Origin of the sequence: Lysinibacillus sp. AR18-8 (assembly GCF_001705465.1) — a bacterium.
GTDB classification, from domain to species: Bacteria; Bacillota; Bacilli; order Bacillales_A; family Planococcaceae; genus Lysinibacillus; species Lysinibacillus capsici.
Map to the genome: position 1 here is coordinate 91,662 of NZ_MDGU01000030.1, position 12,873 is coordinate 104,534.

General features: G+C 38.1%; 12 protein-coding genes. 6 read left to right on the plus strand and 6 right to left on the minus strand.

Annotated elements, in window-relative coordinates; all coding sequences use genetic code 11:
* Nucleotides 1-114 precede the first annotated feature (114 nt).
* Together BFM98_RS19825 and BFM98_RS19830 are read right to left on the minus strand one after the other, a co-directional pair.
* Nucleotides 115-2,019: a heavy metal translocating P-type ATPase gene (locus BFM98_RS19825; RefSeq protein WP_054549015.1), complete on the minus strand. Its 1,905-nt coding sequence runs from the start codon at nucleotides 2,017-2,019 to the stop codon at nucleotides 115-117.
* Between the two features lie 272 nt (nucleotides 2,020-2,291).
* Nucleotides 2,292-3,830: a fumarate hydratase gene (locus tag BFM98_RS19830; protein ID WP_048394791.1), complete on the minus strand. Its 1,539-nt coding sequence runs from the start codon at nucleotides 3,828-3,830 to the stop codon at nucleotides 2,292-2,294.
* A 188-nt stretch (nucleotides 3,831-4,018) separates the two neighbouring features.
* Here BFM98_RS19830 and BFM98_RS19835 point away from each other — a divergent pair, with 188 nt between their 5' ends.
* Complete coding sequence (locus tag BFM98_RS19835; RefSeq protein WP_054549016.1) at nucleotides 4,019-4,819, plus strand: YwqG family protein; 801 nt, start codon at nucleotides 4,019-4,021, stop codon at nucleotides 4,817-4,819.
* Between the two features lie 40 nt (nucleotides 4,820-4,859).
* Here the strand turns inward: BFM98_RS19835 and BFM98_RS19840 are convergent, their stop codons facing one another.
* Nucleotides 4,860-5,045 carry an SE1561 family protein gene (locus BFM98_RS19840; protein ID WP_016995373.1) on the minus strand — a complete coding sequence of 62 codons (186 nt, stop codon included), beginning with the start codon at nucleotides 5,043-5,045 and terminating at the stop codon, nucleotides 4,860-4,862.
* 371 nt (nucleotides 5,046-5,416) lie between these two features.
* Here BFM98_RS19840 and BFM98_RS19845 point away from each other — a divergent pair, with 371 nt between their 5' ends.
* Both BFM98_RS19845 and BFM98_RS19850 read left to right on the plus strand, forming a co-directional pair.
* Nucleotides 5,417-6,601, plus strand: coding sequence for an MFS transporter (locus tag BFM98_RS19845; RefSeq protein ID WP_066038228.1), 1,185 nt, complete (start codon nucleotides 5,417-5,419; stop codon nucleotides 6,599-6,601).
* Nucleotides 6,602-6,838: 237 nt separating this feature from the next.
* The gene (locus BFM98_RS19850) at nucleotides 6,839-7,474 is read left to right on the plus strand and encodes a hypothetical protein (protein WP_066038229.1); all 636 of its coding nucleotides are present in this window, start codon (nucleotides 6,839-6,841) and stop codon (nucleotides 7,472-7,474) included.
* A gap of 325 nt (nucleotides 7,475-7,799) precedes the next feature.
* Here the strand turns inward: BFM98_RS19850 and rlmD are convergent, their stop codons facing one another.
* The 3 genes from rlmD to BFM98_RS19865 form a co-directional block, all read right to left on the minus strand.
* Entirely contained in the window at nucleotides 7,800-9,179 is a 1,380-nt protein-coding gene (rlmD, locus tag BFM98_RS19855; protein WP_066038235.1) for a 23S rRNA (uracil(1939)-C(5))-methyltransferase RlmD, read from the minus strand.
* A gap of 37 nt (nucleotides 9,180-9,216) precedes the next feature.
* Nucleotides 9,217-10,041 carry a polysaccharide deacetylase family protein gene (locus tag BFM98_RS19860; RefSeq protein ID WP_009371550.1) on the minus strand — a complete coding sequence of 275 codons (825 nt, stop codon included), beginning with the start codon at nucleotides 10,039-10,041 and terminating at the stop codon, nucleotides 9,217-9,219.
* A 67-nt stretch (nucleotides 10,042-10,108) separates the two neighbouring features.
* Entirely contained in the window at nucleotides 10,109-11,017 is a 909-nt protein-coding gene (locus tag BFM98_RS19865; protein ID WP_066038230.1) for a TIGR01777 family oxidoreductase, read from the minus strand.
* Between the two features lie 205 nt (nucleotides 11,018-11,222).
* On the opposite strand from BFM98_RS19865, the gene recX reads away from it, so the two are divergent.
* Genes recX through BFM98_RS19880 form a run of 3 tightly spaced genes read left to right on the plus strand, consistent with a single transcriptional unit; the run spans nucleotide 11,223 to nucleotide 12,622 of the window.
* Nucleotides 11,223-12,026 carry a recombination regulator RecX gene (recX, locus tag BFM98_RS19870; protein WP_066038231.1) on the plus strand — a complete coding sequence of 268 codons (804 nt, stop codon included), beginning with the start codon at nucleotides 11,223-11,225 and terminating at the stop codon, nucleotides 12,024-12,026.
* Nucleotides 12,023-12,352 (plus strand): YfhH family protein, encoded by a 330-nt coding sequence (locus BFM98_RS19875; protein ID WP_066038232.1) that lies wholly within the window; start codon nucleotides 12,023-12,025, stop codon nucleotides 12,350-12,352. The genes recX and BFM98_RS19875 overlap by 4 nt, the downstream gene beginning before the upstream one ends.
* Nucleotides 12,353-12,622 carry a YfhJ family protein gene (locus tag BFM98_RS19880; protein WP_048394780.1) on the plus strand — a complete coding sequence of 90 codons (270 nt, stop codon included), beginning with the start codon at nucleotides 12,353-12,355 and terminating at the stop codon, nucleotides 12,620-12,622.
* Nucleotides 12,623-12,873 lie beyond the last annotated feature (251 nt).

Here is a 12,873-nt window from a genome sequence, read left to right on the forward strand (position 1 = left end):
TACCTGATTTTACCTGATTAAATGCATCAATTATTCAATGAAAGCCTCAGCGCATGTCACAGGAAGAGTAGCTTCAAGCAAGCTGGACTCAATTATGCTGAGGCTTATTTGATGTTAAACATTTTTATTGAGCATACGTAAACCATTTAGAATAACTAGAATTGTACTCCCTTCATGCCCGATTACGCCTAATGGCAAGTCGACAACTTGTAAAAAGTTAGAAGCGATTAAAAAGATAATAACCCCGATAGAAAAGAAAATATTTTGTTTCACAATACGTTGCATTTTACGTGATAAACGAACAGCATAGGCGATTTTTGATAAGTCATTTTTCATTAGCACGACATCCGCTGTTTCAAGTGCCACGTCTGTGCCTTCACCCATAGCGATGCCAGTAGTTGCGGTAGCCAATGCAGGGGCATCATTAATACCGTCGCCGACCATGCCAACAAATTGATGCTGTGTAAGTAGGCGTTTCATTTCAGTTACCTTCGTTTCTGGCAGACATTCTGCGACGTATTCAGTAACGCCAGCCTCCTTCGCGATAACTTTCGCTGTTTTTTCATTGTCACCTGTAAGCATCACCACTTGAATACCAAGCTCTTTTAATAATGTAACAGCTTTCTTAGCTTCAGAGCGCACAGTATCTTTTAATGCTGTTAATGCAACAATACCATGTTGATCGCGAATGAAAATAACTGTTTTTCCCTCTTCTGTAAGTTTAGTTACAGCAGCATTTGCAAAACTGTTAGCAAGTTGTACATCAACAAACTCTGGTTTGCCTACTTGATACTCCTCGTTTTGAATCGTTCCTTTAATACCCCAGCCAGGAATATCTTCAATTGTTGCTTGTGGCAGTATGTCGATTCCTTCAGCCTTAGCATAGGAGGTAATCGCTTGGGCAAGGGGATGATTGGATTGAGATTCAATTCCTGCAAGAATTGCTAGAGCCGTCTCACGTTCTACTCCATCACGGACAATAAAATCTGTAACAACTGGTTTTCCTTGCGTTAAAGTACCTGTTTTATCGACCGCCAATGCACGTAACACACTAAGATGCTCTAAATGTAAACCACCTTTAAATAGCACACCATTTTTTGCACCATTTGATATAGTAGCGAGTGTTGCAGGCATAATGGAGGCAACGAGTGCACAAGGTGAAGCAACCACTAATAACACCATTGCTCGGTAAAAGGTTGTTGTCCAGTCCCAGCCGAGTAAGAAGTGGGGAAGAACCATCATAATGGCAACACCAAGTAAAACAAATTTTACATAAGTCCCTTCAAACTTTTCGATGAATTGTTGAGAGGGAGATTTTTCACTTTGGGCACTTTGAACGAGCTGTATAATTTTTTGGAAAAGGGTCTCTGAATTCGCCTTTGTCATTTCCATAGTAATAGCACCATTTAAGTTGACCGTGCCTGCAAAAACTTCGTCTCCTTCACTTTTTGAGATTGGCAGTGGCTCACCGCTAATAGCTGACTCATCAATAGAAGATTGGCCTTTAAAAATAATGCCGTCTGCTGGAATTCGTTCACCCGGTTTAATCAATAAATGATCCCCGATTTGTAATGTGGAAACTGATACTTTCATAGGCTCAAATCCGCCACGCACTAACCAAGCTTCTTCTGGCTGTAAATTCATAAGTGCAGATATTTCGCGATGACTTTTATTCATCGCATAAGTTTCAAGTGCACCACTTACTGCAAAAATAAATATTAGGATGGCCCCCTCTGTCCAATAGCCAATTGCAGCTGAGCCAATTGCAGCTAATACCATCAACAGCTCAACATTTAGCTTTCGCTCTTCTATGGTTTCTTCAATGCCTTCTTTTGCTTTCGCGAAACCACCTACACAAAAGGCAATTAAATATAGTAGAACAGAAGCTGTTGTTTGTCCACTTGTGTCTAAACGCCATGCTAGTAAGATGAAAATTCCAGCCATTAATGCAGCAATTAATTCTGCATGTTCTTTTATTTTCTCAATTATGTTTATGTTTTCTCGATTAGAGTATTCCATCTTTATCCCTCCTGATAATGAAAATCAATATCAAAACCTTTATAAATTAGCGTTATTTTGAGCTATTCAATTGAAAATGGATTTCAATTACCATCTCTTTTGTTTAGAATTATTATAACAAAGGAATTTATAAAAATAAAGTAGGAAGTTTGATGGAGATTTTTAAACAATTTGCGAAAGGATTGAAAAAGGCACAGTCTATTCACTAGGAATATTCTGTGCCTTACAAAATTGTGCAATAAAATGAGTTACTACTGCTATCTATTATTTAATTAGAAGACTCTTTCTGCATGCAGAGCAAGTTTTTCTAATGATGATTTATCCACATCTGCATGTAGTGAGTTACCATGTGAATCCATTGTTACAACTGCTGTAAATTTTTCAACATTTAAGTGCCACATAGCTTCAGGAATACCGAATTCCATTAAATCAACACCATCAACGCCTTTAATACAGTCCGCATAGTATTGTGCTGCTCCACCAATTGCATTCAAGTAAACGCCACCATGCTCATTAAGCGCTTTTAATGTTTTTGGTCCCATTCCACCTTTACCAATAACAGCACGGATACCGAATTTTTTCATGATATCGCCTTGATAAGGCTCCTCACGAATTGAAGTAGTTGGGCCAGCAGCTTTCACTGTCCAATTGCCTTCTTCATCCTTAGCCATTACAGGTCCGCAGTGATAAATAACTTGTCCATTTAAATCAACTGGTGCATCGTGGCTCATTAAATGATGGTGGATTGCGTCACGGCCAGTATACATACGACCAGTAATAGAAACGACATCTCCAACTTTTAATGAACGAATTTGTTCTTCAGTAATTGGCGCAGTAAGTTCTACTACATCTGTAGTTGTATCTTCTGTTGTAGCAGCTACTTCATTCTCTTTGAAGGTAATTTTTTCACCTTCTTGATAGTGCCAATTCAAAATTTCGCCAGTTTGAGGATCGATGTCCACAGCCATACGTCGGTAAGCCCAACAATTATATGCTACTGATACATAGAAAGAGGCAGGTATACGATGCATTACGCCAATTTTACAGCCTAATAATGTTGCTTCACCACCAAAGCCCATTGTACCGATACCAAATGTGTTAGCCGTTTTAACAACATACTCTTCTAACTTAGCAAGATCTGCATTTGGATTTGTATCTTCAACATGGCGGAATAATTGCTCTTTTGCTAAATCATAGCCCGAAGAACGGTCTCCACCAATACCTACACCAATGAAACCAGCAGAACACCCTTGACCTTGTGCTTGGTATACAGAGTGTAAAATACATTTACGAATACCATCTAAGTCACGCCCTGCACGACCAAGACCTTCTAATTCACATGGTAGACTGTATTGAATGTTTTTATTTTCACAGCCGCCACCTTTGAGAATTAACTTAATTGTAATGTAATCTTTTTCCCATTGCTCAAATTTCATTACTGGCAAACCATCACCAAGATTATTACCACTGTTTGCACCAGATAATGAATCCACCGCATTAGGACGTAATTTAGCATCTGCAGTTGTATCGTTGATTGCTTTTTTGATTGCAGCTTTAATTTCTAATTGGTTTACGCCAACAGGAGTATAAATTTTGAAAGTTGGTAGCCCTGTATCCTGACAAATTGGTGACACGTTATCTTCTGCCATAATAATATTATTTGCAATTGTGTCTAAGCTCATTGCTGCACGAGTACCAGCATTCTCAGCTTCTTTTGCTTTTTTAATAGCACGACGTACATCCTTAGGTAAATTCGTAGATGTTTCAGTAATTAAATCGTAAAGACTCTTCTCCAAATTTTGTAGATTCATTGGTATTGCCCCCCATAGAAAAATTGATTATTTCCACGTTACATTATACTCTTTTCAACTAATGAAAAAAAGAGTCCTTATCTGAGACCGCTAAATTAAAGCATATTTTAATAATATAGAAGAAGAGTATTGATTTTATAGAACGTTTGTTCTAAAATAGAATAAATCCAATATTAGGAGGAACTTGCATGACTGCTAAAACTTTACTTGAATTACCCGAAGCATTCGAGCAATATAGACCATTAATAGAAGGGACAATGAAGCCTGTTGTATTGGTTAATACGGAAATAAGTAAAACAACTTTATTTCAAAGTAAGTTTGCAGGAGATCCTTATTTCCCATTGGGAATGGACTATCCAAAAAACATGAAGGGACAACCGTTAAAGCTATTAGCTCAAATTAACTTTGCAGAGGTTCCTATGCATTTACCCAATTTCCCAGAAGAGGGAATATTGCAGTTTTATATTGATGGTTATGACGATGTTTTAGGAATGGATTTTGATAATGGACAAAATCAAGAAGGCTTTCGTGTAATATTTCATGAACAAGTTATGCAAGATGAAGCACAGCTTATTCAAGACTTTTCTTTTATAGAAATAGATGATGAGGAATTATATTTTCCTGTCGAGCGTGAAATGGCATTATCCTTTATTACAGGCGTTGAGCCGATGTCGATTGATGATTTTAGAAGCAATGAAAAGTATGCTAGCATCTTAACAGCTTTGGAGGATGACGAAGCATTAGAAGACAGCTTCTATGATGCTATGACTGGTGATGGTCATAAAATTGGAGGGTATCCATTCTTTACGCAAGAGGATCCTCGAGCATATGGTGATTATAAAGATTCAATCATTTTGCTGTTACAGATTGATAGTGTCGGCGACAATATTCTTTGGGGCGATTGTGGCGTTGGCAATTTCTTTATCACAGAGGAAGAGTTAATGAATAAAGATTTTAGCAAGGTACTTTATAATTGGGATTGCCATTAAAAAACAAGCGAGCACACGATGCTCGCTTGTTTTTTATTCATTATTGTTCACGAGCATGAAATTGCTCCATTTTGTCCTCTAAATCATCCATCATTTGGATTAAGCGATCAATATCTTCTAACTCAGCTGTTTCAGGATCAAGGGCATCTAATACTTCTAAAAACATCTCCAGACGCTCTTTTAAATAGGTTACTTGTTGCTCTTTATCAGTGATTGGCTTTGACATTCGTACACCTCATTTCATCCCTTTCATCGTAGCCGATTTGAGCTTAAATTTCAATGTTTAGGGAAACACCTAGGACTAAGAGATTAATTTTAAAAAACAATAAACAGAATATTTACAATATTGAGGATGTATGTTAAAGTTGTTTTAAGATAAAGTAAAGGAGCTGATTGGAAAAAGTCATCTGCAACGCTAACTCGAAAAGGAGGGAGTTTAAACAAGTAATCGGTAATATTCAAAAGCCGAAAATCGTGTTTATACAATTAAATGAGGATAAGTATTAGTTAAGCCTTAGCGTAAAATCACATGTGGTGAGCGCTAAGGCTTTTTGGTATGCTGTTCTTTGGAAGAATGACTAGATAGTGGAGGGGAAAATGACGTACTTCTCAGATTACAGCAAAAAAAGATTTACCATTTTAGTAGTAATTGTATCCATATCAGGCTTTTCACAAGGGATGCTATTACCGCTTATTTCGATAATATTTGAACGTGATGGGGTATCCTCTGCATTGAATGGTTTGAATGCAACAGGCTTATACATAGGAACATTACTGATTTCACCATTTATCGAGCAGCCCTTACGCAGGTGGGGCTATAAACCGATTATTTTAATTGGTGGAGCACTAGTTTTTGCGTCTTTACTTGCATTTCCTCTATGGAAAAGTGTGACCTTTTGGTTTGTCCTTCGTTTATTAATTGGCGTAGGCGATCATGCCTTGCATTATGCCACACAAACATGGATTACTAGTACTGCAGATCATAAAAGCTTAGGGAAGGGGATGGCCATTTATGGCTTATCATTTAGCATAGGTTTTGCTGTTGGGCCACTTATGGTGAAGCTCATTGAAATTGCTGAAGCGCTACCGTTTATCGTATCTTCAATAATGTGCCTCTTTGCATGGTCCTTTGTATTTCTCTTACAAAATGAAAAGCCTGAGCGTTTAACAGGTGATTTAAATGCCAGAGGATGGCAACGGTATAAAATGGCTATTGTATTTGGGTGGATTGCCTTTTTAGGTCCATTTGTTTATGGTTTTCTGGAGTCTTCACTAAATGCCTTGTTTCCTGTCTATGCACTACGCAAGGGCTTTGAAGTCGGCATGATTCCTATCATTTTATCTGTGTTTACATTTGGTGGTATTTTAACGCAAGTACCGCTTGGTGCACTAGGAGATAAAGTAGGGAGAAGGAATATTTTGATGATTGGGTCATTTGGTGGCGCAATTATTTTTGCAATTGCAAGCTTTTTAGAGCATTCACAATTCGCTGTGGCTGTCGCATTTTTCTTAACGGGTACGCTGGTTGGCTCGATGTTTTCTTTAGGGATTACATTTATGGCTGATTTGACACCAAAGGAGCTACTGCCTACGGGGAATTTACTTTGCGGAATTGCTTTAAGTATTGGTAGCTTAACAGGTCCATTTTTAGGTGGAGTTTATTTAGAATATGTAAAAAATTATAGCTTTCTTTTACTTGTGGCTTTGCTTTTGCTAGCCGTTGCAATCGTTTTATTTATATTTGGACGCCGCAAGCATCAACAACCAACGATGGCAAAATAAAAAGAGCGGGGCTCATCTCCCGCTCAAAAAACAAAAAACGCCCAGCAAATCCGTGCTGTTATGGCGTTTTTTGCGTAACAAGGATGTTCCGTCCAAGTTACATAGGTTTGGCACCTAGAAAATTATTATACAGACATGTTCTAATGAAAGCAATAAAAAAGAAAATGGGTATTTTTGGACATTATCCATCTTTCTATTTATAATAAAAGAACACTTGCTTAAAAAGGAGGTTTTTACATGGCAGAAATGAAAAAACTATCTATCCACCGTGCTTTAACAGAATTAAAAATGCTGACTCTGCGAATTGAAGCAGCAACAAATGAGGTTAGTGCAGTCGTAGCTAATCGAAAAAGCAATCGTAAAATTAATGGTGTAGACATTCCTGAATATGAAAAACAAATGCAAGCATCCTATGATAAAGTGCTAGGTTTAATTTCCTATCGAAATAAAATAAAAGCACTAGTTGTGCAGTCCAATGCAAACACAAAGGTGTTGGTGGGCAAAGAGGAAATGACTGTAGCGGAGGCAATTGAACGGAAACAATCCATTCAATACGAAAAGAATTTGCTAGAAGTTATACAGCATCAGCATCGTTCAGCTATCAATACGGTTGCCAAAGAAAATGATGCATTACCTGCAAAGCTGGAAACCTATTTAATTAACATATTGGGCAATAAAGATAAACAATCACCAGAGGAAGTCAAATTACATACCGAAACATTTATGAAAAGAAATGAGTTTGAAATCATTGATCCCCTAAATGTTAAACAACAAATTGAGAAATTGAGCAATCGGATTGAAGAATTTGAATCAGAGGTGGACGCTGTCTTATCAGAGTCGAATGCCACAACCTTTATTGAAGTACAAGTTTAAAAAGATTTGCATGTCCTAGCGAAAATGGAAAACGAAAAGTCGCTCGCGCTTCAAGGCATGTGTGCGAGTTAAAACGTAAAACATGCCTTACTCCAATGGTAATTTTCAACTAAACTGATTTGAAAGCTCAAAGGTAAAAGGTGAAAGTACAAATCTTACGTTTTAAAGTTCTTTGAATAAAAGCTGAAAATTTAACATTTAATAATCATTTAAATCCTGGGTTATTGGTTAAGGTATCGACTTTTCTGGACCATCCATCATCCACCAGGCAGCTTGTGCTGTGCATTAGAAAAAGGACGTCTCCTAGGGAAACGTCCTTTTCATACTATTTGTTTTTTAAAACAAGTTTTGCAACGCATTCCACCTGCGCCGTTTGTGCGAACATATCCACAGGCTGAATATACTCAACATGATAAAGCTTAGATAATTGTTGTAAGTCCTTTGCCAAAGTGGATGGGTTACAGGAGGTATAAACAAAACGTTTAGGTTTTAGTTTAAGGACTGTTCGAATAAATTCAGGTGCTAGTCCTGTACGTGGTGGATCTACCGTAATTACATCAGGAGTAAATCCTTCCTTACGCCATTTCGCTAGAACACTTTCCGCTGTACCGACTGCATATTTCGTATGCTTGAAGCCATGATTTCGAGCATTTTTACGAGCATCCTGAATGCTTTCAGGAATGATATCCATTCCACGAACTTCCTTCGCTTTATCCGCTAACCATAATCCAATTGTGCCAACGCCACAGTATGCATCAACCACTGTTTCTTTTCCCGTTAAAGCAGCAGCCTTTTTAATTTCATCATAAAGATGAACTGTTTGCTTTGGATTTAGTTGGAAGAAGGCGCGGGCAGATAAATCAAAGGCCAATTCGCCAAGCTCTTCATGAATGGTTTCTTTGCCATCAAGAACAACAGTTTCATCACCGAAGATTAACGATGTTTTTTCACGGTTAATATTTTGTGCAATGGATACAATACTCGGATCAATTTTTTTAATACGTGTAATCAATTCAGCTAAATGAGGGATTTCTTTCCTTGTTGTGACAAGAACGACTTGTGTCTCCCCGGTACGAATACCTGTACGTACAACAATCGTACGCACTAAACCATCTAGCGTACGACCATCGTAAATAGTGATATTTAGCTTTTGCAAAATTTTTCGAGTGGCAACGGTGATTTTGGAAGTAATTGGGTGCTGAACAAGGCAATCATTAATGTTTAACAGCTTATTACTTCCTTCAGCAAATAAACCTGCGTAAACACGCTTGCCTTCTTTACGTACTTGGAATTGGCTTTTATTACGATAATGCCAAGGATCATCCATGCCAAGTGTTTTTCTCACTTCAATTGTTTCGAGTAAAGGTTTGGCATAACGCTCTAATGCTTGTATAACAATGTCTCGCTTTTCTATTAGCTGTTTTTCATAGGTCATATGCTGAAGCTGGCAGCCCCCGCACTCATTGTACACTGGGCAAGGTGCTTCCTGACGATGTTTTGAAGCTTTACGAATGGCTAATATCTCTGCTTCAGCAAAATTACGTTGTGTTTTTGTTACTTGAGCTGTGATCTCTTCACCAGGAATGGCTCCTTTTACAAATATCACATTACGTTTATAAAAACCTACACCTTCACCATTAATGCCTAGCCTTTTTATTGTTAGTGGGAATTTTTGTCCCACGGTCATTGTTGTTTGCTGCGTCAAACGTTCCACGTCCCTGCTCTATATTGTCATCTCCCCATTATAGCGAAGGAGCAGGCGATTGCAAAGCAACAGGGAAATCTTCATATTCTAATACTAAATCGTCAAGCGATAAAAATGTATAACCTTGCTTTTTAGCTTCTGCAATAAACATTGGTAATGCTTCGGCATTATCCTGTGCTACGGTATGCATTAAAATAACGGCACCAGGATGCAGTTGTTCCATAAGTGCATTATAAGCATAATCTGCACCACGACGCTCATCCTTCATCCAATCCTTAAAGGCCACAGACCAGAAAATATGACGATAACCTTCTGCATTGCCCACCTCTAGCACTTTTGCATTAAAAATTCCTTCAGGTGGACGAGCATATGTTGTACGATCGATGCCTGTCAATTCACGTAACTTGCCATCGAACTTTTGCCATTCTGCACGCATGCCATCTGGTGAAAGTCGAGCCATATTAGGGTGACCATAGGAGTGATTCCCGATAGTATGACCATCCTTCACCATGCGTTTCACTAAGTCGCTTGCACTGTCTAAGTAATGGCCTGTTAAAAAGAAAGTAGCAGGTACATTTTCTTTTTTCAATGTATCCAAAATACTTTCAGTAAAGCCGTTTTCATAGCCATTATCAAATGTTAAATAGGCAATTTTTTTATCTGCCTTCCCTTTATAAATCGCACCATATTTGTCAAGTAACTGATCGAGCTGTGCTCCTGCCTCTGCCTGCTCACCGTTTTTAGCACGTTTAAAGCCCCAATGGTGTTCATCAGAACCAGCAGCAAAAAATGGATTAAAGCTAATTCCTGCGGCAATAATAAAAGTAGCAATTACCGCACCAACAATATGTTGTTTCCACATAAAAACGCATCCTTTCTTTTTCATTAGAATGCGTAATTACTAAAAAAATTATCCAACTTAATTTTTTCTAATTTTGAGCCTTTACCAAATTTTCAAGTGCTTGCTTTAAATAAGGGTATTTAAATATAAAATGTTGTTGTTCTAATAGGGTTGGTAGCACTTGTTGTCCTTCTAAAACAAGTGTGCTTTGTTCGCCGAGAGCTAAACGCATCGCAAAGCTAGGAACAGGCAGCCAATGACGTCTGCCCATGACTTCGGCAATCGTTTGACCAAATTCCTTCATTCTCATAGGATGCGGGGCTGTTATATTAAATGGTCCATGAATATTTTCATTTGTAATAGCAAAATAAATAGCACGTGCTACATCTTCAATATGTACCCATGAAAGCCATTGCTCTCCAGAGCCGATCGTTCCACCTATATGCATTTGATAGGGCAATAGCATTGGTGGAAGTGCGCCACTTTTTCTACCTAAAATGACACCAAAACGTGCAAGAGCCACACGAATACCTAATGCTTCTGCTCGTTTCGCATGTCGCTCCCAATCGTGGACTGTAGAGCCTAAAAAATCAGTTGCGTAATCCGTAAAATCTTCATCATAGATGGCTTGTGTGGAAGTTGGGTATATACCAACTGCACTAGCATTGACAAGGACTTTTGGTTTTATCGTGAGCATGTCCATTATACGTATAATCTCTAATGTGGCATTCATTCTGCTCCAATAGATAGCTTTCTTTTGCTTTTTTGTCCAACGACCATTATTTAATGAAACACCTGCTAAATTCACAAAGGCATCTACACCTTCAAAGATTTCCAAAGCTTGCTCATGCTGATGTAGCCATTGAACATAGTGAACGCCATTTTCTAGCTTTGACTTATGACGCGTTAAGACAAAAATGTCGTGTCCGTTGTGCTGCAATAGCTGTATAAGAGCATTTCCAACAAAGCCAGTGCCACCTGCAATCACTATTTTCATAACAAGCACCTCTTTTCTCGAATAAAACGCTTACTTTTAAGTTTATCATGTAACCAAAAAGTAAACATCTTTAGGCATTAATTGCAGAGAAGGAAGTTTACCTGTGGAAGGGAAAAGAATGCCCGCGAACATAGGGAAATTAACCGTGCTAACAGTCAGATCCCCCATAAAGAAATGCTATAATGATAATAGTGAGGTGTTTGCTATGCGTATGATTACGAAAATTGCACGTCAAAAAAACAATCCTGAACGCTATAATATCTATTTAAATGAAGAGTATGCTTTTCCGGTTGATGAAGCCATTCTCATTCAATTTGGTTTAACAAAGGGAAAAGTGCTCGATGAATTCGAAATTCAAGAGATTGCCTATGAAGATGAGATACGTAAGGCATTTAATAAGGGGTTAAACTTCCTTTCATATCAAATGCGAAGTGAGCATGAGGTTAAGAAAAAACTGCTCAACTTAGAATTTGGAGAAGCTGTAGTGTTAGAGGCAATCCAAAAGTTAAAATCCTATGGCTTTATTAATGATGAAAACTTTTCAAAGGCTCTGCTTGATACAAAGAAAGCTACTATGAAAAAAGGACCAAGAGCCATTAGACAAGACATGATCAAAAAAGGCATTGAGAAAAACTTGCAGGATGAGGTGCTTGCTACATATAGTTTTGAGGAACAAGTAAAACTGGCGAAGCAACTGGCAGAGAAAATTGTTCGAGCGGAAAGCAAGAAGACCCCAACACAGATTAAGACCAAAATTCAGGATTACTTATTAAGAAAAGGGTATGCTTTCTCGATTGTTGAAGAGGTGCTTAGCCAAGTTGAGATAGGGCAGGATGATGACAACTGGCAGCAACTACTTGATGCTCAAGGCGAAAAAGTTTGGAAAAAGTACGTATCGAAGTATACTGGTTATGAGCTAAAAATGAAGGTTAAACAGGCGCTCTATCAAAAGGGTTTTCCTATAGAAGTAATAGATCGTTTTATAGAAGAGAAGGAGAATGAAGAATGAATGAAAAAAATTATGCAGCTATGTCTGAACATGAATTGCGAGAGGAAATTGCTTTTCTAAAAGAGAAAGCTCGAAAGGCAGAACAGCTAGGGATCATCAATGAGTTTGCTGTTTATGAACGCAAAGCTTTAATGGCTGCGGCTTATTTAGTGGATCTTGATACAATCGTTCCAGGAGAAATGTATCGTATTGATGGTTCAGATAATGAGTTTTTCCAAGTAGATTATTTGAAGGGACGCTTTGCTTGGGGTCATCGTTTAGGCGGAGACAAGTACCAAGAGGCACTACCAGTATCTATCCTTTCACCAGTAAAGGTGGGCAAATAAATGGATGAAAAAATTGAGAAACTAACACAAGAGTTACTTGCAAAGAATCCTCAGATGTCTGTTGGACGGGCACAGGTTTGGGTGGAGTTGTTATGGAGTGACTTTGAATCAACTGCCGCGAAAGCAGGGTATGATTATCGTGGGGCAGAGTATACAGAAAATCTTGTTCGTCAATTAATTGCTAGCTATGGTGATAAACTACATGCTTTTGCAGGGCGCAATCCGAAGTATATACATTTACTAGATGCTAGTGATGATATGGTACAATAATAAAAACCCTGACCAATATGAACTGCTCCCCAAATGTTAGACACATCTAACATTTGGAGGAGCAGTTTTTATATGGCTAAATTTACATCGGAAGAAAAACTACAAGCAGCCTTACGTTACATAAAAGGCAATGAAAGTTCACATGAAATTGCTAAATCTATCGGAACAGATCACAAAGCAATTCTTAATTGGGCGAAACAATATGAGTATAATGGCTGTCTCTTATACACATCTCCGAGCCCACGAGACTA

Excerpts from the sequence above, each read along its gene's own strand:
- BFM98_RS19840 (WP_016995373.1), bottom strand. The coding sequence starts at position 5,045 with ATGTCAAAGCCAATCACTGATAAAGAGCAACAAGTAACCTATTTAAAA.
- BFM98_RS19825 (WP_054549015.1), bottom strand. The coding sequence starts at position 2,019 with ATGGAATACTCTAATCGAGAAAACATAAACATAATTGAGAAAATAAAA.
- BFM98_RS19865 (WP_066038230.1), bottom strand. The coding sequence starts at position 11,017 with ATGAAAATAGTGATTGCAGGTGGCACTGGCTTTGTTGGAAATGCTCTT.
- BFM98_RS19835 (WP_054549016.1), top strand. The coding sequence starts at position 4,019 with ATGACTGCTAAAACTTTACTTGAATTACCCGAAGCATTCGAGCAATAT.
- BFM98_RS19830 (WP_048394791.1), bottom strand. The coding sequence starts at position 3,830 with ATGAATCTACAAAATTTGGAGAAGAGTCTTTACGATTTAATTACTGAA.
- BFM98_RS19880 (WP_048394780.1), top strand. The coding sequence starts at position 12,353 with ATGGATGAAAAAATTGAGAAACTAACACAAGAGTTACTTGCAAAGAAT.
- recX (WP_066038231.1), top strand. The coding sequence starts at position 11,223 with ATGCGTATGATTACGAAAATTGCACGTCAAAAAAACAATCCTGAACGC.
- BFM98_RS19860 (WP_009371550.1), bottom strand. The coding sequence starts at position 10,041 with ATGTGGAAACAACATATTGTTGGTGCGGTAATTGCTACTTTTATTATT.
- BFM98_RS19850 (WP_066038229.1), top strand. The coding sequence starts at position 6,839 with ATGGCAGAAATGAAAAAACTATCTATCCACCGTGCTTTAACAGAATTA.
- BFM98_RS19875 (WP_066038232.1), top strand. The coding sequence starts at position 12,023 with ATGAATGAAAAAAATTATGCAGCTATGTCTGAACATGAATTGCGAGAG.
- BFM98_RS19845 (WP_066038228.1), top strand. The coding sequence starts at position 5,417 with ATGACGTACTTCTCAGATTACAGCAAAAAAAGATTTACCATTTTAGTA.